This window comes from Pseudomonas sp. NY15356 (assembly GCF_048068175.1).
Classification (GTDB): Bacteria; Pseudomonadota; Gammaproteobacteria; order Pseudomonadales; family Pseudomonadaceae; genus Aquipseudomonas; species Aquipseudomonas putida_K.
In genome coordinates, this window is sequence record NZ_JBLUPW010000025.1 from 43,707 (window position 1) to 62,832 (window position 19,126).

Annotated in this window: 18 protein-coding genes and 1 pseudogene; 9 read left to right on the top strand and 10 right to left on the bottom strand. The window is 65.3% G+C overall.

The genetic code is table 11. The annotated features are described in order from the left end of the window. Positions 1-11: 11 nt before the first annotated feature. The 3 genes from ACNFCI_RS18545 to ACNFCI_RS18555 all read left to right on the top strand — a co-directional run bounded on the left by ACNFCI_RS18545 (position 12) and on the right by ACNFCI_RS18555 (position 3,858). Positions 12-1,664: an acyl-CoA dehydrogenase family protein gene (locus tag ACNFCI_RS18545; RefSeq protein WP_324817527.1), complete on the top strand. Its 1,653-nt coding sequence runs from the start codon at positions 12-14 to the stop codon at positions 1,662-1,664. A gap of 70 nt (positions 1,665-1,734) precedes the next feature. Further along, positions 1,735-3,222: an AMP nucleosidase gene (amn, locus tag ACNFCI_RS18550; RefSeq protein WP_172402964.1), complete on the top strand. Its 1,488-nt coding sequence runs from the start codon at positions 1,735-1,737 to the stop codon at positions 3,220-3,222. A 6-nt stretch (positions 3,223-3,228) separates the two neighbouring features. Beyond that, entirely contained in the window at positions 3,229-3,858 is a 630-nt protein-coding gene (locus ACNFCI_RS18555; protein WP_084855527.1) for a pseudouridine synthase, read from the top strand. Positions 3,859-3,966: 108 nt separating this feature from the next. Here the strand turns inward: ACNFCI_RS18555 and ACNFCI_RS18560 are convergent, their stop codons facing one another. Together ACNFCI_RS18560 and ACNFCI_RS18565 are read right to left on the bottom strand one after the other, a co-directional pair. Further along, complete coding sequence (locus ACNFCI_RS18560) at positions 3,967-4,170, bottom strand: DUF2788 domain-containing protein (RefSeq protein WP_013974331.1); 204 nt, start codon at positions 4,168-4,170, stop codon at positions 3,967-3,969. A 45-nt stretch (positions 4,171-4,215) separates the two neighbouring features. Continuing rightward, a complete protein-coding gene (locus ACNFCI_RS18565; protein ID WP_011535815.1) occupies positions 4,216-4,692 on the bottom strand; it encodes an Lrp/AsnC family transcriptional regulator in 477 nt (158 codons plus the stop codon). A gap of 387 nt (positions 4,693-5,079) precedes the next feature. On the opposite strand from ACNFCI_RS18565, the gene ACNFCI_RS18570 reads away from it, so the two are divergent. Next, positions 5,080-5,883: a DUF6515 family protein gene (locus tag ACNFCI_RS18570; RefSeq protein WP_084855526.1), complete on the top strand. Its 804-nt coding sequence runs from the start codon at positions 5,080-5,082 to the stop codon at positions 5,881-5,883. A gap of 8 nt (positions 5,884-5,891) precedes the next feature. Here the strand turns inward: ACNFCI_RS18570 and ACNFCI_RS18575 are convergent, their stop codons facing one another. Both ACNFCI_RS18575 and ACNFCI_RS18580 read right to left on the bottom strand, forming a co-directional pair. Then, entirely contained in the window at positions 5,892-6,761 is an 870-nt protein-coding gene (locus ACNFCI_RS18575) for a cation diffusion facilitator family transporter (protein WP_084855525.1), read from the bottom strand. Between the two features lie 22 nt (positions 6,762-6,783). Next, positions 6,784-7,203, bottom strand: coding sequence for a polyribonucleotide nucleotidyltransferase (locus tag ACNFCI_RS18580; RefSeq protein ID WP_084855524.1), 420 nt, complete (start codon positions 7,201-7,203; stop codon positions 6,784-6,786). A 117-nt stretch (positions 7,204-7,320) separates the two neighbouring features. On the opposite strand from ACNFCI_RS18580, the gene hrpB reads away from it, so the two are divergent. Continuing rightward, positions 7,321-9,849: an ATP-dependent helicase HrpB gene (gene hrpB / locus ACNFCI_RS18585; RefSeq protein ID WP_368830153.1), complete on the top strand. Its 2,529-nt coding sequence runs from the start codon at positions 7,321-7,323 to the stop codon at positions 9,847-9,849. Positions 9,850-9,908: 59 nt separating this feature from the next. On the opposite strand, the gene ACNFCI_RS18590 is transcribed toward hrpB, so the two are convergent. The 3 genes and pseudogenes from ACNFCI_RS18590 to ACNFCI_RS18600 form a co-directional block, all read right to left on the bottom strand. After that, the gene (locus ACNFCI_RS18590; RefSeq protein ID WP_102082027.1) at positions 9,909-10,433 is read right to left on the bottom strand and encodes a hypothetical protein; all 525 of its coding nucleotides are present in this window, start codon (positions 10,431-10,433) and stop codon (positions 9,909-9,911) included. A 116-nt stretch (positions 10,434-10,549) separates the two neighbouring features. After that, a pseudogene (locus ACNFCI_RS18595) lies at positions 10,550-11,260 on the bottom strand (endonuclease/exonuclease/phosphatase family protein); the annotation flags it as partial. Between the two features lie 348 nt (positions 11,261-11,608). After that, positions 11,609-12,265: a YciC family protein gene (locus tag ACNFCI_RS18600; RefSeq protein WP_084855521.1), complete on the bottom strand. Its 657-nt coding sequence runs from the start codon at positions 12,263-12,265 to the stop codon at positions 11,609-11,611. Positions 12,266-12,419: 154 nt separating this feature from the next. Between ACNFCI_RS18600 and ACNFCI_RS18605 the strand changes: the two genes are divergently transcribed. Together ACNFCI_RS18605 and ACNFCI_RS18610 are read left to right on the top strand one after the other, a co-directional pair. Next, positions 12,420-13,151 carry a DUF2076 domain-containing protein gene (locus ACNFCI_RS18605; RefSeq protein WP_084855520.1) on the top strand — a complete coding sequence of 244 codons (732 nt, stop codon included), beginning with the start codon at positions 12,420-12,422 and terminating at the stop codon, positions 13,149-13,151. A gap of 71 nt (positions 13,152-13,222) precedes the next feature. Next, on the top strand, positions 13,223-13,702 hold the full coding sequence (locus ACNFCI_RS18610) for an NYN domain-containing protein (protein WP_324818068.1): 480 nt from the start codon (positions 13,223-13,225) through the stop codon (positions 13,700-13,702). A gap of 37 nt (positions 13,703-13,739) precedes the next feature. Here ACNFCI_RS18610 and ACNFCI_RS18615 read toward each other — a convergent pair whose 3' ends face one another. Further along, positions 13,740-14,198, bottom strand: coding sequence for an Lrp/AsnC family transcriptional regulator (locus ACNFCI_RS18615; protein ID WP_368830154.1), 459 nt, complete (start codon positions 14,196-14,198; stop codon positions 13,740-13,742). Between the two features lie 154 nt (positions 14,199-14,352). On the opposite strand from ACNFCI_RS18615, the gene yedA reads away from it, so the two are divergent. Beyond that, entirely contained in the window at positions 14,353-15,273 is a 921-nt protein-coding gene (yedA, locus tag ACNFCI_RS18620) for a drug/metabolite exporter YedA (RefSeq protein WP_084855517.1), read from the top strand. 54 nt (positions 15,274-15,327) lie between these two features. Further along, a complete protein-coding gene (locus ACNFCI_RS18625; RefSeq protein ID WP_084855516.1) occupies positions 15,328-16,659 on the top strand; it encodes a DEAD/DEAH box helicase in 1,332 nt (443 codons plus the stop codon). 105 nt (positions 16,660-16,764) lie between these two features. Here ACNFCI_RS18625 and ACNFCI_RS18630 read toward each other — a convergent pair whose 3' ends face one another. After that, a complete protein-coding gene (locus tag ACNFCI_RS18630) occupies positions 16,765-18,006 on the bottom strand; it encodes a TIGR03862 family flavoprotein (RefSeq protein ID WP_368830155.1) in 1,242 nt (413 codons plus the stop codon). Positions 18,007-18,155: 149 nt separating this feature from the next. Then, positions 18,156-19,070, bottom strand: coding sequence for a histone deacetylase (locus tag ACNFCI_RS18635; protein WP_368830162.1), 915 nt, complete (start codon positions 19,068-19,070; stop codon positions 18,156-18,158). Positions 19,071-19,126 lie beyond the last annotated feature (56 nt).

The following is a 19,126-nucleotide window of genomic DNA, read 5'->3' on the forward strand; positions in this document are numbered from 1 at the left end:
GGGAGCCCCCGATGAACCTGCACCAGTTCGCTGAAACCCACGAAGTCACCAACCAGCCGCCGTCGCTCGATGGCGCCAACCTGTACCGCCTCGATCTGCCGCTGCAGGAATGGTCCCGGTACTTTGGGGCCGGCTGGGCCGAGTCGCGGATCGATGCCTATGGTGCCCTGGCTGGTGGTCCCCTGATGGCGGCGGGGTTCCTGGCCAACGCCCACAAGCCCGAATTCAGCAGCCATGACCGTTATGGCCATCGCATCGATCTGGTGGAATTCCATCCGGCGTATCACGAGCTGATGCGTACGGCAGTCGAACATGGCCTGCCATCCTTGCCCTGGGCCGAGCCCCGCCCGGGCGCCCACGTGGCACGGGCGTCGATGACCTACCTGCACAGCCAGGCGGAGGCCGGCACCGGCTGCCCGTTGACCATGACCTTCGCCGCGGTGCCAGCCCTGCGTCTGCAACCGGAGTTGGCCGAGTACTGGTTGCCCAAGGTGCTTGCACGTGAATACGACCCGCGCAACATTGGTGACCGGCACAAGGCTGGCGTGACCCTCGGCATGGCCATGACCGAGAAGCAGGGGGGCACCGATGTGCGCGCCAATACCACCCGGGCTTACCCGGTCGGTACCCCAGGGCCTGGCCAGGCCTACGAGCTGGTCGGTCACAAGTGGTTCTGCTCGGCGCCGATGTGCGACGCGTTTCTCACCCTGGCCCAGACCGACAAGGGGTTGAGTTGTTTCCTGCTGCCGCGCCACCGCCCGGACGACAGCCGCAACCAGTTCTATATCCAGCGGCTGAAGAACAAACTTGGCAACTGCTCGAACGCGTCCAGCGAAGTGGAGTTCCGTGGCGCCCTGGCGTGGATGGTCGGTGAGGAGGGGCGAGGCGTGCCGACCATCATCGAGATGGTGGCCATGACCCGTTTCGATTGCATGGTCGGCTCCAGCGCCCTGATGCGCCAGGCCCTGACCCAGGCGGCGCATCACTGTGCCCATCGCAAGGTCGGCGGCCGGGTGCTGAACGAACAGCCCTTGATGCAGAACGTGCTGGCCGACCTGGCCCTGGAAAGCGAGGCGGCGTTGGCCCTGAGCCTGCGCATGGGCCAGGCCCTGGACCAACTGGACGATCCGCAGCAGGCGCATTTCGCCCGCCTGGTCACCGCCGTGGGCAAATACTGGATCTGCAAGCGTGCGCCGGCCATGATCAACGAGGCTGCCGAGTGCATGGGCGGCGCGGGTTATGTGGAGGACAGCATCCTGCCGCGGCTGTACCGGGAGGCGCCGGTGAACTCCACCTGGGAAGGGTCGGGTAACGTGCAATGCCTGGATGTGCTGCGTGCGCTGTCCAAGGAGCCAGGCGTAATCGATGCGCTGTTCGCCGAGCTCGGCGATGGCCACGGCGACCCGCGCCTGGCGGCGCATATCGGCAACCTCAAGGGGGCGTTCAGCGACACCCGCGATATCCAGTACCGCGCCCGGCAGTTGACCGAGGACATCGCCGTGGCGCTGCAGGCCAAGCTGTTGCTGGAGGCTGGGAATGCGACGGTCAGCGATGCCTTCATCGACAGCCGCCTGGGGGCGGGAGGGCGCGTATATGGCGCCTTGCCCCGGGGCATTGACGTTGCGGCACTGGTGGCCCGGGCGACGCCCGCCTGGCAAGGCTGAATGCGATAGGGCCGTAATAGACGGCCGGGGGTGTAATTGCCATGGAAGGCAGGCAAGATAAACGCCATGCATGCCAGAAGACAGGAAGCCCAGCGTGAGCCAAGCGTTTGTAGTCGTTGATACCCCCGAACAGGCCGTCGATCGTCTGGCGGCCCTGCATGAGCAGGCCACCGGCGCCCTCAGCCAGGCCCTCAAGCGCTACCTCAAGGACCGCACCGAGCCGGATGACGACCAGCGCGCGCTGTTCCGCTACCCGGCCCTGCGCTTGACCTACTACAGCCATGGCGAAGTCGCCGCGACCACCCGGGCGTACGCCAAGGTGCAGGTGGCCGGCACCTACAGCGTCACCATCACCCAGCCAGCGGCATTTCGTGGTTACCTGCTCGAACAGTTGCGACCCCTGATGCATGACTACACCGTGACATTGGAGGTCGGCGTCAGCGAGCAGAACATCCCGTACCCCTATGTGGTCGACCAGGGCGACGAGCTGGCCGGCAGCGGTATCACCGCCGCAGAGCTGGCCCGTGTGTTCCCCAGTACCGACCTGTCGGCGGCCACCGACAACATTGCCGATGGCCTGTACGACTGGGGCAACGCCGAAACGCTGCCCCTGGCCCTGTTCGATGCCGCCCGAGTGGATTTCTCGCTGCGGCGCCTGGTGCACTACACCGGTAGCGACTGGCATCACGTACAGCCATGGATCCTGCTGACCAACTACCACCGCTATGTCGACCAGTTCATCGCCCACGGCCTGGAGCAGCTGCAGCAGGACCCGCGCTTCGTGCGCATGGTCCTGCCCGGCAACGTGATCATCGAAAAAGGCATGGACGAAGGCGTCGCCCAGGCCTTGGTGGCCGGCGTGGTCTGGCACCGCTACCAGATGCCGGCCTACCACCTGATCGCCGATGATGGCGACGGCATCACCCTGGTCAACATCGGTGTGGGCCCGTCCAACGCCAAGAACATCACCGACCACCTGGCCGTTCTACGACCGCACTGCTGGCTGATGATCGGCCACTGTGGCGGCCTGCGCCAGTCGCAGACCATCGGCGACTATGTGCTGGCCCATGCCTACATGCGTCGCGATGGCATCCTCGACCGGGTAGTGCCACCGAACATCCCGATCCCGGCCCTGGCCGAAGTGCAGCTGGCCCTGCAGGAGGCGGCGGCGCAGGTGACCGGCGAGCGTGGCGAGCAGCTCAAGAAGCGCCTGCGCACCGGCACCGTGTTGACCTACGACGACCGTAACTGGGAGCTGCGCTGGGCCCAGGAGCGTCCGCTGATCAACCTGTCGCGTGCCGTGGCGGTGGACATGGAAAGCGGCACCATCGCCGCCCAGGGCTATCGCCTGCGGGTACCGTACGGCACCTTGCTGTGCGTATCGGACAAACCGCTGCACAGCGAGATCAAGCTGCCGGGCTCGGCCAATGCGTTCTACAACCGCGCGGTCAGCCAGCACCTGAAGATCGGCATCGCCGCCCTCGACCTGCTGCGCACCGAGCTCAACTCGTTGCACTCGCGTAAACTACGCAGCTTCGATGAGCCGCCGTTCCGCTGAGGATCCATGCCCCTGCCTCCCCGTTCCAAGCCGCGCCGCCCTTCGGCGCGGCCAGCCGGCCCGCGTCGCCAGCCCAAGGCGCCGCCGGCCGAGCCCCGCCTGATCCTGTTCAACAAGCCGTTCGACGTGCTGACCCAGTTCAGCGATGGCGAGGGGCGTGCGACGCTCAAGGACTACATCGATATCCCTGGCATCTACCCGGCCGGCCGTCTGGACCGCGACAGCGAAGGGTTGTTGCTGCTGACCAACGATGGCCGGTTGCAAGCGCGCATCGCCGACCCCAAGCACAAACTGCCCAAGACCTATTGGGTGCAAGTGGAGGGTGAGCCGAGCGAGGCGCAGTTGCAGCGTTTGCGCGAGGGCGTGGAGCTCAATGACGGGCCGACATTGCCAGCCGAGGCGCGCTTGCTCGACGAGCCTGCCCTGTGGCCGCGCAATCCGCCGGTGCGCTTTCGCAAGAGCGTGCCGACCCATTGGCTGGAGCTGGTGATACGCGAGGGGCGCAATCGCCAGGTACGGCGCATGACGGCAGCAGTGGGGTTGCCGACCTTGCGCCTGGTGCGGGTGCGCATTGGCGACTGGGCGTTGGATGGGCTGGAGCAAGGGTGCTGGCGGGAAGTGCCACCCAGGCTTTGAGGGGTAGGGCACCATCGCCGGCAAGCCGGCCCCTACCTGCTCTGTGCCGTTTTCAGAGACACCGTCATACCTGTGGGAGCCGGCTTGCCGGCGATAGGGTCTGAGGCGCTACACCCCTTCGAGAAACCCCACCACCACGCTCTTGATGATGAACGCGAGCACGCCCAGGCCCAGCACGAAGAACAGGATCAGCGTGCCGAAGCGGCCTGCCTTGGATTTCTTCGCCAGGTCCCAGACGATGAAGCCCATGAAACCGATCAACACGGTGACGAGGATGATCATCATCCATTCTTCGAATACGGCGGGATCCATCAATATTCTCCAGGCAGGCTGAGCGTTCGAGTATACGCCGAGTGATCAGCGAAGGTGGGTCAGCGGCAGCTCGGTACTGGCCAGCACTTGGTTGAGCACGAAGCTCGAGCGCACGCTGGTGACGCCCTCGATGCGGGTCAGGCTGCCGAGCAGCAGTTTCTGATAGTGGTCCATGTCCGGCACCACGACCTTGAGCTGGTAGTCAGCGTCCATCCCGGTGACCAGGCTGCATTCGAGTACTTGGGGCAGGCTGCGGATGGCCGCCTCGAAGGTCTCGAAGCGTTCGGGGGTATGGCGATCCATGCCGATCAGCACATAGGCGGTCAGGCTCAGGCCGAGCTTCTTGCGGTCCAGCAAGGCCACCTGGCGCGAGATGTAGCCGTCGTCTTCCAACTGCTTGACCCGCCGCGAGCAAGGGGAGGGGGACAGGCCGATGCGTTCGGCCAGTTCCTGGTTGGAAATGCGGGCGTCACGCTGCAATTCGGCGAGGATGCTCAGGTCGTAGCGGTCAAGCTTGCTCATGGATAAGGCCTTTTCTGTCTGGATTGCTGCGAATTATCGATCCGAGGTTAAAAATTGCGCAAGTGCTATTTATCAGAGCAATCTTCGCAATCCTCTGCTGCGTCGAATCCGTATCTTTATCAACAGAATCACTGCCCGGACAACAGTCCACGGCGCCGGCCTCAGGAAGGCCGTCGCGGCCAGCCATCCAACAGGATCCGCCAGGCCCCCGGGCTACACACCGTCCAGAAGACGGCGTGAGGTGAGCCGGTGTCACAAGCGCCGAGCACGGACGACAATTCCCAAAGGGAGGCCGATGGCCTCCCTTTTTTCATGCCTGGATTTTCATCCGCCAGCCTGCGGGCACGGTAGACTGCTGGCAGATCCAGCGGTTTTCGAGAGGGCATCATGACGTCGCGCATTCGGCAATTGGCCGGTATTGGTTTGCTGGGGTTGGGTATCAGCCTGGGCACGTTGGCCCAGGAGCCCGGCCCGCAGGACCCCAATGGCGGCGCCATGGGCACCTCGCCACTGAATTCGCGGGACGAAGTGCGCCAGACCCAGCCACCTCGCCAGGGCTACTACCAGGATATTCCTCGGCGTGGTGGGCACTGGGACGCGGGCGGGCACGGGCAGCGCCCAGGCGGCGACTGGGCCGGACGCCCTGATGGCCATGGTGATGGCTGGGGGCCGGGGCCGCAGTACCGGCCGGGGCACAGGGTCGACCGATTCGCAGACCGCTACTGGAAGGTGCCCTACCAGGGGCAGGATTATTTCTATTCCGGCGGGTATTGGTACAGGCCCAACGGTGGCGGCTATATCGTGGTGACGCCACCCTACGGTGTGCGGGTGGGTTACCTGCCCAGCTATGCACGGGAGGTCTGGGTCGGGGATTCGCTGTTCTTCCTGGTGGCCGACAGCTATTACCAATACCTGGGCGGCGACCAGGGCTACGTAGTGGTCAACCCACCCAACATCCTGCCGCCACCGGGGCCGGCATTGGGCACCGGCTACGATGTGGTCGCCCACCCATTGTCCGGGCAGACACCCGCGCAACAGGACCAAGACCGTTACCAGTGCCATCGCTGGGCCGTGCAGCAATCGGGGTTCGACCCGGCATCGGCATCTTCTGCCCCGCCGGTGCATGTGGCGGATGCCTATCACCGGGCCTTGGGGGCATGCCTGAGCGACCGGGGCTACAGCGTGAACTGACGCGCCAGCTATACCGGGTCGGCGTGCACCATCACATCCGCCTGTGGATAACGCTGGCGGATCGCCTCGGAGGCCTTCACGCACAGCGCGTGGGCCTCGTGCAGAGCCAGCTCGCCTGGCAGCTCCAGGTGCAACTGGACGAACCAGCGGTTACCCGAGACCCGCGTACGTAGGTCGTGTGCACCCCTTACCCCAGGTATGGCGCACACCAGCTCGAGCATGCGCTCGCCGATGTCGGCGGGCAGTTCCTTGTCCATCAGGATCGCGGTGCTTTCGCGCGCAATTTGCACCGCACTCCACAAGATGTAGACGGCGATGCCCAGGCCGAACAAGGCATCGAGTTGTGGCCAGCCGAAGCGGGCCAGCACCAGGGCCAGCAGGATGCTGCCGTTGAGCAGCAGGTCGGAGCGATAGTGCAGCGAGTCGGCGCGCACCGCCGTGGAGCCGGTGGCGTGGATCACCTTGCGCTGGAAGGCCAGCAGGGCCAGGGTCAGCACCAGCGACAATACCATCACGGCGATACCGGCGGCGGTGTCGCCCAAGGGCTGTGGCGTTTTCAGCCGCTCGACCGCCTGCACGCCGATCAACACCGCGCTGACGCCGATGAACAGCGCCTGGGCCATACCGGCCAGTGCTTCGGCCTTACCGTGGCCGAAGCGGTGGTCATCGTCGGCCGGGCGCAAGGCGTAATGCACCGCGAGCAGGTTGAGGAAGGAAGCGACCGCATCGAGCGCCGAGTCGGTCAGGCCGGCCAGCAAGCTGACCGAACCGCTCAGCCACCAGGCCACGGCCTTGCTCAGTACCAGCAGGCTGGCCACGGCCAGAGAGGCGCGGGTGGCCAGGCGCAGCAGGCGTTGGTGTTCGGCGCTGGAAGTCATGCCGGGCAGGTGTTCCCTTCGATCAGGCGGCTGGGGCCAGGCCGTAGGCGGCCAGTTGTTCGACGCTGCCACGGTGCTGGATCAGCCGTGGGTCGGTCAGTGGCAGGCGCTGGCCCAGTTCGCTTTCGAGGATAGCCTGCAGCTTGGCGTTGTCGACCTGGCCATCGGCCTTGATGGCGGGCTTGAGCTTGGCCGGGTCGACATGTGCGGTGGTGCCGCCCGGGTAGTAGATGGCACCGGTGGCGAAGTCGACGCCGAAGGCGATCAGCCCCGGGATGACGTAGAAGAGGATACCGATGGCGTCCAGGGCAGCGACCACCGGGTCGATCTTGCCTTCGATCTGGCCGCGGCGGTCCGGGTAGAAGATGGTGCCGCAGGCGGTGAGCTGGGCCAGCAACGTGGCGATGAGGGCGCCACCGATGATGCGGGAGTGGATGCGCATGTGAATCTCCGAAACGGTAACCCGAAGGAGCAGGCCAAACGCCAGCTCCTGTTGTTCAGACCATGATAAGCCAGGCGTGGTTCGCCGTTATACTCGGACCTCTGTTCGAGGACCACCATGATTTCATTACCAATCGATGCCGTATTGCCCGCCTTGCGCCAGGCCCTGGCCGAGCGCGACGAAGCCGTGCTCGAGGCGCCGCCCGGCGCCGGCAAGACCACCCGCGTACCCCTGGCCCTGCTCGACGAGCCGTGGTTGGCCGGTCAGACCATCCTGATGCTCGAGCCCCGTCGCCTGGCCGCCCGCGCGGCCGCCGAGCGCCTGGCCAATGAGCTGGGCGAAAAGGTCGGCGAAACCGTGGGCTACCGCATCCGCCTGGACAGCAAGGTCGGCCCCACGACACGTATCGAAGTGGTCACCGAAGGCATCCTCACCCGCCGCTTGCAGGCCGACCCTGCGCTGGAGGGGGTGGGGCTGGTGATCTTCGACGAATTCCATGAACGCAGCCTGGACGCAGACCTGGCTTTGGCGCTGAGCCTCAATGGCCGGGAACTGCTGCGTGACGAGCCGCCGCTGAAGATCCTGCTGATGTCCGCCACCCTGGAGGGCGAGCGGCTGTCGCGCTTGCTCGACGATGCCCCGGTGGTGAGCAGCGAAGGGCGCATGCACCCTGTGGATATTCGCTGGAGCAGGCCGTATCAGCCAGGTGAGTTCGTCGAGCCGCGGGTGGTCGATTGCGTGCTCCAGGCTTTGGCCGAACAGCCCGGCAGCCTGCTGGTGTTTCTGCCGGGCCAGGCTGAGATTCGGCGGGTCCACCAGTCGCTGCAAGAGGCCTTGGGCGAGTGCGCGGATGTGCTGCTTTGCCCATTGCATGGCGAACTCGACCTCAATGCCCAGCGCGCCGCCATCGAGCCTGCGCCCAAGGGCCTGCGCAAGGTGGTGCTGGCCACCAACATCGCCGAGACCAGTCTCACCATCGACGGTGTACGCGTGGTCATCGACGCCGGGCTGGCGCGTGTGCCTCGGTTCGATCCCGGCAGCGGCATGACGCGCCTGGAGACCCAGCGTATTTCTCGCGCCAGCGCCACCCAGCGCGCCGGCCGTGCCGGGCGCCTGGAGCCGGGCGTGTGCTATCGCCTGTGGTCCGAGGCCCAGCATGACCAGCTGGCGGCCCATGGCAGCGCCGAGATCCTCCAGGCCGATCTGGCGGGCCTGGCCTTGCAACTGGCGCGCTGGGGTGTCTGGCCCGATCAGTTGCGCTGGCTGGATGCACCGCCGAGCGCTGCCCATGCCCAGGCCTGCGACTTGCTCGCCCGGTTGGGGGCGTTCAAGCCTGGCAGCCGTGAGCACTTGAGCGAACATGGCCAGGCCATGGCCGAACTGCCTGCGCACCCGCGCATTGCCCATCTGTTGTTGCGTGGCCAGGCACTGGGCCTGGCCGACATGGCGTGCGATGTGGCCGCGCTGCTGGGTGAGCGCGACATTCTGCGCGGGGTTGGCGCTGACCTGCACAGCCGGCTGGCCCTGCTCAGCGGCGAAACCAAGGCGGCCCGTGGCGGCCCAGGGGGCGTACAGCGCGTCCGGCAACTGGCGCGCCAGTACCGTGGCCTGCTGCGCGGCGAGCGTGGCGCGGCTGTCGCCGATGTGGATCACCCACGCTGGTTGGGCGCATTGCTGGCGCTGGCCTATCCCGACCGGATTGCCCAGCAGCGGCGCGAGGGTGGCGCTGAGTACCGGTTGGCCAATGGACGTGCGGCGCTGTTCGCCGAGGTGGATGCACTGATGAAGTGCCCATGGCTGGTAATCGCGGACCTGGGTAGCCGTCAGGGGCAGCGCGAGGAGCGCATCTACCTGGCCGCCGAGTTCGATCCGAGCCTGTTCGAGGGGGCGCTGGCCGAGCAGGTGGAAACACTCGATATCCTGGACTGGGACGAACGCGAGCAGGTGCTGCGCGCCGAGCGCCAGCGCAAGGTCGGCGAGCTGGTGCTCAGCCGCGAACCCTTGCCGGAGCTGAATGACGAAGCCCGTGCCAAGGCGTTGCTGGGCCTGGTGCGACGCAAGGGCTTGAACCTGCTGAGCTGGACACCCGAACTGCGTCAATGGCAGGCACGAATAGCACTGTTGCGTCAGTTGGACATGAACAAGGACGGCCACAGCGAGTGGCCCGATCTGAGCGACGAGGCCCTGCTCGCCAGCCTGGAGAGCTGGCTGCAGCCGTATTTGGGCAAGGTGTCTCGCCTCAGCCACTTTGCCCAACTGGACCTGCCGTCGATCCTGCGCAACCTGTTGCCTTGGCCGCTTCCCCAGCGCCTGGAGGAGTTGGCTCCTGCGCACCTGACGGTTCCATCCGGCTCGAGCATTCGCCTGGACTACAGCGAGAATCCGCCGATTCTGGCCGTGCGCCTGCAGGAATTGTTCGGCCTGGCCGATACGCCGCGCATCGCCCAAGGCCGTCAGCAGGTCAAACTGCACCTGCTGTCCCCGGCGCGCCGCCCGGTCCAGGTGACCCAGGATTTGGCCAACTTCTGGCGTACCACCTATGCCGAGGTGAAGAAGGACCTCAAAGGTCGCTATCCCAAGCATTATTGGCCCGACGACCCGCTCGTCGCCGAAGCCACGGCGAGGGCCAAGCCCAGAGGGACCTGATGAGGTCTAGAGGCGCTGCGTGTTGACACGATAGAGCCGGGTGGGCAGTCATCCGGCAGTCATTGTTGCCGGGTGATGATGAATGTTGCGTCCTCCCCGGCTTGCACGTTCAGGTAGACCTGCCATTCGTATGCGATTTTCACGGTGTGCCCCAGGTGATCCCGGATCCGGCAGGTCAGTGTGTTCTCAGTCCATTCCAGCGGCTCGAGTTTCAACACATCAACGTTCGAATCACCCCGGTAAAGCCCGAGATAACCATTGCGGCTGATCTCGACTTGCCTGTTGCTGTCGCCGCCAGTGCCCTTTATGCGGACATGCAGGCGATTAGTCGTTTGCGAGTCGAATGTAATGTTGAAAGTCGTGGCTGTTCCACCCGCCCCGGTAATGAGCCAGCCTTCATTGATGTCGGGGCCTTTGCTCAGTCGCACAGGGGAGGGTGGGAGTGAAGGCGCCCCGTCCCAAAAAAACTGAAACTCCTTCCAGTCGTTGGAAAGACCGTCCCAGTATTTTGTTACCCCATAGCAATGTATGTGGGCGTCGAAAGATCCAGCTGCTGCGATCCAGTTAGTGAAGTCGTTGCTCATGAAAATACTCTGCGGTTCTGTTGATCAAGGGCTCGTGGCCCACGAACAGAACACTACCCAGGCGTCGATCTGGGACGAAGCAGGAGGTCTTTCCGTGCTTTCACGCTCACCCGGCCTCAATGAGGCACTTTCAGGATGGCCATGAGCGGCAGATGGTTTGAGATCTGCAGCGTGTCCTGTCGCAGTACCTGGGCCTGGATGCGCTGAAGGCGAGGGCTGTGAAGTACATAGTCGAGGGTGCGGTCAGGACCGTTGACTGCCGGGTCGTTGGGGTAGTGGGTGAGCCAGGCGGCGCGCTCGGCACCGCTGGCTTCGGCGTTGCTGGGAATCATCGGGTACTTGTCCCACAACAGGTGCAGGTCGCTGTCGGCCGGGTAGTTGCCGCGCTGTGCCGGCGGCAGGCGACGGTACTGCCCCAGGGGCAGTAGGTTGAGGTCGCCGCCGATCAGCCAGGGCGTGCCTTGGCTTTCCAGGCGATCAAGCACCTTGGCCAGATGCTCTACCTGTCGGCGTTGCAAGTCGCTGCCGGGCTGGTAGGGCGAGAGCCGGGTGTTGAGCACCGCCAGGCGTCCCCCGTCAGCCAGCGGCAGGTAGCTGACCAGCAGTGCCGGCTGGGGGCGTTGCAGGCGGGTCAGGGCATTGCTCGCCGCGTTGGGCAACTGCAGGCGCTCGGCCTTTTCGATCGGGTAGCGGCTGAGGGTGGCCAGGGTGCGGCCAACACTGCCGAAGATATGCCGGTCAGGCACGAAATCGGCTTTCCACTCGTAGGTCTGGACGGTGCAGGGGTAGAGGTCGGCCAAGCGTTCACGCAGCACCGGTTCAGGGTCTGGGAGTGATAGTGGAAACGCAGCGTCATGGCTGTCTGCGCGGGGTTCAACCTGAGCCAGCCGTCGTCTGTCGTCCCCTGTTGAAGGGCGCCGGTGCTGCCTAGCGGGGCATAGAACCGGGAGAGATGGCTGACGGGGATCTTCTGGGCGCCATCGAGCGCGAAGAGATGGGCAGAGAAGGAGCGTTCGTCCGCCCAGCTCGGTATAGCAGTGTTGTCGCTCATGCGTTCATCCTCTGAGTGTGGATTGCCAACCCCTGTCCATCGACAGGGGCTGGGTCACTCTAGAGGTCCGCTGATTGAGCAGCAGATCGAAGTCGTTCCCTGAGAGGACTCACTCGTTGAGGCCTCAGGCGAGCGCGTCATTCTCCAGCAGCATGAACAGGCGGTACAGCACCACGCTGCTGAACAGTTGCAGGAAACCGCTGAGGCTATCCAGTGCCAGTTGCACGCCCGGCTGCGGCTCGGGGAAGGCCATCAGCAGCAGGCCGTCGAGCAGCCACAGCGGAGCCAGTACGGCGAGCATGCAGATCAGGATGCGCATGAAGTGCCCGGTGGTCATCCGGGCGCTCTCGCGCATGGCCTGTACCACCGGCAGGCCACGCAGCACCAGCAGGTACTCGGCGAACACCAGGTTGATCATGATCCACACGCCCGGGAAGATGAACAGCGCCAGGCCCGCCATGATCAGCAGCGAGCTGATGAGGATCAGCAGGGCCAGGGCTGGCCACAGCTGCACGGCGCGGGCGAACAGGTTGCGCTTGGCAACGTCCTGGCCGTTGCTGCGGGTGTCCATGTAAAGAATAAGGGCGGCGCTGTACAGCGGGTAGAACAGCATGCTGACCAGCATGCCGTAGGCCGTGGAGGCCTCGTCGCCCAACTGGCGGTACAGCAATTGGGTGCACAGGGCCTCGGCCGCGACCAAGGGCAGGCAGAGCTGAATGATGTTCAGCAGGTGGCGGCGGAAGAAGTACAGGGAGTCGCGCAGGACGCTCAGCGGATTCATCGGGTCTATATCGCATGGCAGAAAAAGCAGGGCGTAACTTTAGCCCAGTCCGTCGCTCGCTGAAAAAAGTTTCACCCTTTGGTTGATTGATTCCATCGCCCGCGACCCCCATCTTTGACGCTATCCGATGTTCGCCCTGTGCACGAGGTAGCCAATGAATACTGAAGAGCAAACCCTGATCGATGGCCTGTTCGGCCGCATCAAGCAAGCCGAGGACGCAGGCCAGGCCCGCGACGCCCAGGCGCAATCGCGCATCGAGGAACACCTGCGCCAGCAGCCGGCAGCGCCGTACTACATGACCCAGGCAATCCTGGTCCAGGAGGCCGCGATCAAGCGTCTGGACGAGCAGAACAAGCAGCTCGAGGCCGAACTCAAGCAGGCCCGAGCACAAGCGGAGGCGAGCCGCAGCGGTAGTGGTGGCGGGGGCTTCCTGTCGGGGCTGTTCGGTGGCGGGGCGCGCGAGGCCGCGCCGGCGCCCCAACCCCAGCGCCCGACCGCGCCCGTGGCCTCCGGTGGCGGTTGGCGCGAGCCGTCGGCGCCAGGCTTCGGCCAACGCCAGCAGCCTGCCTTCAATGCCGCGCCGGCGCGCAGTGGCGCCAGCAGCTTCCTGGGCGGTGCCATGCAGACGGCCGCCGGTGTGGCCGGTGGCGTGCTGCTGGCACAAGGCATCAGCAGCTTGTTCAACCATGGCTCCCAGCCCGAGGAAGTGGTCGAGGTGATCAAGGAAGAACCGGCGCCGGCCAGCGACAACGGCGGCTGGACCGACCAGGGCGGCCAACCCCAGGTTGCCGACAACGGCGACTACGGCTACGACCAAGGCTTTGCGGACAGCGACTACGGCAGCGATGGCGGTGGCTTCTTCTCTGACGACGACACCTTCGTCTGACGCCTCTGGCATACTGGCGCGCATTGGGGCTGCTGCCGTGCGGCCCCGTTCACGCAGCCAGAGAGGTCAGGGTGAAGAAGATCGCGTTGTTCGCCGATGTGCAGAACCTCTATTACACCGTGCGCCAGGTGCATGGCTGCCACTTCGACTACGCCGCGCTCTGGGCCGATGTCAGTCGCCAGGGGCAGATCGTCGAGGCGGTGGCCTATGCCATCGACCGTGGTGACAGCAAGCAACAACAGTTCCAGCAGATCCTGCGTAACCTGGGCTTCGAGGTGCGGCTCAAACCGTTCATCCAACGCAGCGATGGCTCGGCCAAGGGGGACTGGGATGTGGGTATCACCCTGGATGTGATCGACGCCGCCGGCCGGGTCGACCAGGTGGTGCTGGCCTCTGGCGATGGCGACTTTGATCTACTGATGGAGCGGGCCAACCAGCGTCATGGCGTCGAGACGGTGGTCTATGGGGTGCCTGGGCTTACCGCGCTGTCGTTGATTCGCGCGGCCAGCCGGTACGTGCCGATCGAGGGGCAGCTGTTGCTGCGCCATTGACAGGCCGGTGGGCGCTCCCACAGGGGAGATGTGCGCCTCAGGCCTTCCTACCGTTGCCTTCTAGCTGCCCAAGCGGCACCCGCCGCTCCACGGCGCTGGAAAGAATGATCGAGGTCTTGCTGAAGCCCAGCTGCGACACTTGGTTGATCAATGCCTCCAGCTCATTCATCGACCCCACGGCCGCCTGCATGATCACGCAGGGGTCGCCCGTCACCCGATGGCATTCGGTGAGCTGCGGGATCCGCGTCAGCGCGTCGTAGGCCTGCTGGTTGCCGTGGCTGGCCAGGCGCAATTCGATCACGCACTGGATCGGCAGGCCGATCTTCGCCAGATCGACCTTGGCGGTGTAGCCGGTGATCACGCCGCTGGCCTCGAGCTTGGCCACCCGCTCGGCCACCGCCGGTGCGGACAGATTCACTTGGCGAGCCAGTTGCGCGTAGGTGGCCCGGCCGTTTTCCAGCAGGGCGGCGAGTAGCATGCGGTCGTACTTGTCCATGGTGGTTCCTGGCTGCCTTGCAATCCACGGCCAAGCCCGCGCATAACCGTTCATTGCAAAGTGTATTGGTCATTTAAAGCCGTTTTGTAACTTAAGTTTGCGCGAAGCCCTTTCTAAACTAAGTCACCCGTAAACGGATTTCGAGTGTTTTCCCATGCCTGCGTCCCGTCCTGCCCCGTTGCTGCTCATCGGCGCCTTCCTCGCCCTCTACCTGGTGTGGGGCTCCACTTACCTGTTCATTCGGATCGGCGTCGAGTCCTGGCCGCCGATGCTCATGGCCGGGGTGCGTTTCGTCATCGCCGGCAGCCTGCTGTATGGCTTCCTGCGCTGGCGGGGCGTACCCGCGCCGACCTGGCCGCAATGGCGTGCGGCGGGGGCGATCGGCTTCTTGCTGCTCAGTTGCGGCAATGGCGGTGTGACCCTGGCCGAGCATGCCGGAGTGGCGTCGGGTGTCGCCGCGTTGGCGGTGGCGACTGTGCCGCTGTTCACCCTGGTGTTCGGCTTGCTGTTCGGGCATCGCAATTCGCGCCTGGAGTGGGCGGGCATCGCGCTTGGTCTGGTGGGTATCGGCTTGCTCAACCTGGGCTCCAACCTGCAGGCCAGCCCCATGGGTGCGGCCCTGATCCTGTTCGCTGCGGCGGCCTGGGCCTTTGGCTCGGTATGGAGCAAGAGCCTGCCATTACCCCAGGGAGCCATGGCCAGCGCTGCCGAAATGCTGGTCGGTGGGGCCGCGCTGTTGATCGGCAGCGCGGTCAGCGGCGAGCGCCTGGTGCAGATGCCGACCGCCGCGGGCTGGGGCGCGTTGGCGTACCTGGTGTTCTTCGGTTCGATCCTGGCGTTCAGCTCCTACATGTACCTGCTCAAGCATGTGCGCCCGGCGGCGGCCACCAGCTATGCGTATGTCAACCCGGCGGTGGCGGTGTTGTTGGGTATCGTCTTCGCGGGCGAACGGATCGGTGCCGAGGAATGCGTGGCGATGGCGGTGATCATCGGGGCGGTGGTGCTGATCGGCCTGCCGCAGTGGCGCAAGGCGCCTGAGCAGCCGGCGCCGTTGAAGGGCGAAATGTGCAAGTAGGGCGGGGTGTTGCGGTAAACTGCCGCCTTCGCTGAACCCCCTGATGGTATCTCCATGAATTTCGCCAAACTCGGCCTGATCGAACCGCTGTTGCGCACCCTGCAGCAGCTGGACTACACCACTCCGACCCCGGTCCAGGCCCAGGCCATTCCCGCCGTACTGGCCGGCCGCGACCTGATGGCCGCAGCCCAGACCGGCACCGGCAAGACCGCCGGTTTCGCCTTGCCGGTCCTGCAGCGCCTGGCCCTGGAAGGGGAAAAGGTGCAGAGCAATTCGATTCGTGCCCTGGTGCTGGTGCCGACCCGCGAACTGGCCGAGCAGGTTCATGCCAACGTTCGTGAGTACGCCGAAAACCTGCCGGTGAGCACCTACGCGGTGTACGGCGGGGTCAGCCTCAACCCGCAGATGATGCGCCTGCGTCGAGGCGTCGACCTGCTGGTGGCCACCCCTGGCCGCCTGCTCGATCTGTTCCGCCAGAACGCCGTCAAGTTCGGCCAGGTGCAGGTGCTGGTGCTCGACGAGGCCGACCGCATGCTCGACCTGGGCTTCGCCGAAGAGCTGCAGGCGGTGTATGCCGCCTTGCCGCGCAAGCGCCAGACACTGCTGTTCTCCGCGACCTTCTCCGACCAGATCCGCATGCTCGCGGGCCTGGCTTTGAACGACCCGCTGAGCATCGAGGTCAGCCCGCGCAACACCACCGCCAGCACCGTGAAGCAGTGGCTGGTGCCGGTGGACAAGAAGCGCAAGGCCGACCTGTTCTGCCATTTGCTGCGCAAGCAGCGCTGGAAGCAGGTGCTGGTGTTCGCCAAGACGCGCAACGGCGTCGACCAGTTGGTGGAGCGGCTGCTGGGCGAGGGCGTCAACGCCGACGGTATCCATGGCGATCGCCCGCAGGCCACCCGCCAACGCGCCCTGGACAGCTTCAAGGCGCGCGAGATCCAGGTGCTGGTGGCCACCGATGTCGCCGCTCGGGGCCTGGATATCGACGACTTGCCATTGGTGGTCAACCTCGACCTGCCGATCGTGGCCGAAGACTACGTGCACCGTATCGGCCGCACGGGCCGGGCGGGCAACAAGGGCGAGGCGATCTCGCTGGTATGTGCGGATGAAGTGCAGCTGCTGGCGGCGATCGAGACGCTGATTCGCCAGACGCTGCCGCGCCATGAAGAGCCGGACTTCATCCCCGATCACCGGGTGCCGCTGACCGATGCCAATGGTCAGGTGCTGAAGAAGCCGAAGAAACCCAAGAAACCGAAGGAGAGCAGCGCCAAGCGTGGGTTGGGGCGCTGGATGGACAGTGCCGAGGCGAGTTTTTCGGAGCCTGCGGTCAAGCCGGTGCGCAAGGTGCCGAGCTTCAACAGCGGGCCGCGTAAGCGTAAGCCTTGAGATCTTGGGGGCCGCTGTGCGGCCCAATCGCGGGACAAGCCCGCTCCTACACGGTCTTTGTGGGAGCGGGCTTGTCCCGCGATGGGCTGCAAGGCAGCTCCACTATCAGCGACGCCGCTCCAGCCATGCTACGGCCGCCTTGCCCGCCCGTAACCCGCTGGCAAAGCAGGCGGTCAGCAGATAGCCCCCGGTCGGCGCCTCCCAATCCAGCATTTCCCCCGCGCAAAATACGCCAGGCACCTGCTTGAGCATCAACCCTTCATCCACCCCTTCGAAACGCACGCCACCGGCGCTGCTGATCGCCTCGTCCAAGGGCCGCGTGCGCACCAGTTCGATCGGCAGGGCCTTGATCGCCTTGGCCAGCGAGGTGGGGTTGGCGAAGGTTGCCTGGTCGGTCAGCTCGCGCAGCAATGCCGCCTTGACCCCGTCGATCCCCAACTGGCCCTGCAGGTGCTTGGCCATGGAACGGGACCCGCGCGGCTTGGCCAGGGCCTGGGCGACTTTATCCACAGGCCGGTCCGGCAGCAGGTCGAGCAGCAACGTGGCCCGGCCGTCGCGATCGATGGCCTCGCGCACTGCTGCCGACCATGCATAGACGAGGCTGCCTTCGACGCCCTGGGCGGTGAGGATGAATTCACCCTTGCGCGGCGTACTGCCCGGCACGCTCAGGGCAATGTTCTTCAGCGGCGCGCCCGCGAACTTCTCCTTGAGCAGCGCGCTCCATCCTTCCACTTCGAAGCCGCAGTTGCTTGGCCGCAGCGGCGAGATATCCACACCCCGTTCGGCCAGCAGCGGCTGCCAGCTACCATCGGAACCCAGGCGTGCCCAGCTGCCGCCCCCGAGCGCCAGTACCACGGCATCGGCGTGCTGGCGCAGCTCGCCCTGTGGATAAGCGATCCGCAAGGTGCCGTCATCGTTCCAGCCCAGCCAGCGGTGGCGGGTGTGGATAACCACACCGCTGTCGCGCAGGCGCTTGAGCCAGGCACGCAGCAGCGGCGCGGCTTTCATGTCGCGGGGGAACACCCGCCCGGACGTGCCGACGAAGGTTTCGATGCCCAGGCCGTGGATCCACTGGCGCAAGGCGTCGGCATCCAGGTCGCGAAGCAAGGCATCGATTTCGTCGCGACGCTCGGCGTAGCGCGAAACGAAGGCCGGGTACGGTTCGGAATGGGTGATGTTCATGCCGCCCACGCCGGCCAGCAGGAACTTGCGGCCCACCGACGGCATGGCATCGAACACCTGCACGGCCATGCCTGCGCCTGCCAGTGCCTCGGCGGCCATCAGGCCGGCGGGGCCGCCGCCAATGACGGCGACCAGGGGAGGGGAGGCGGAGCGTTGGCTGGGCATGGGCGATTTCAGGCTGTGGAAAAGAGCCGGCATTCTACCCCAGGCGGGCCCGGGGAAACACTGCACAAAAAATGACCAGTGCTTTGCAGATCAGGCAGTTAAAGGCCTGCAGCGTCTTTCGCTCAGGTTATCCACAGGCGGTTCCACAGTCATTGTGCACAACCGAGGACCCGCGCCGCACTGTGGTGAAGGATGCCATGACGTTTGGCCAAGGCTTGGCGATCCTTGCTGTAGCCACCGCCGATCACCCCGGCCACGGGAATGTCGCGGCCAAGGCAATGGCGCATGACCTGCTCGTCACGGGCGGCCAGGCCCGCGTCGGTCAGCTGCAGGTACCCCAGGGCGTCGTCCTTGTGCACGTCCACGCCGGCGTCGTACAACACCAGGTCAGGCTGGTACAGCGGCAGCAGGTAGTTCAGGGCGTCGTCCACCACCTTCAGGTAGGCGTTGTCGCCCATGCTCCGGGGCAAGGGGATGTCCCAGTCGCTCTGGGCCTTGCGTGCAGGAAAATTCTGTTCGCAATGCAGCGACACGGTGATGGCGTCGGGGGTGTCGTGAAGAATCCGTGCGGTGCCGTCGCCCTGATGGACATCGCAGTCGAAGATCAGCACCCGGTGCACGCGACCGGCTTCCAGCAGGTAGCGGCTGATCACCGCCAGGTCGTTGAAGATGCAGAACCCGGCCGGGTGGTCGTAGTGCGCGTGGTGAGTGCCGCCGGCCAGGTGGCAGGCGATGCCCTTTTCCAGGGCCATCTCGGCGGTCAGCAACGAGCCGCCCACGGCACGTACGGTACGCCGCGCCAACGCCTCGCTCCACGGCAGGCCGAGGCGGCGCTGATCCTCACGAGACAACTCGCCCTGCATGTAGCGCTCGATGTAGCCGCGGTCATGGGCCAGGGCGAGGATGTCGTTGGGGCAGATCTGCGGACGCAGAAGCTCGGTGTCCAGGGTCAGGCCGCTGTCGACCAGGTGGTCGCGCAGCAGGCGGAATTTGTCCATGGGGAAACGGTGCTCGGGTGGGAACTCCGGGCTGTAGTCGTCGTGGTAGATCAGCGGCAACGGCATGGTGGTATCGCGTCGAGGGGCAGGCGCTGATCTTGCCAGCAGTGACGAAGCGATGC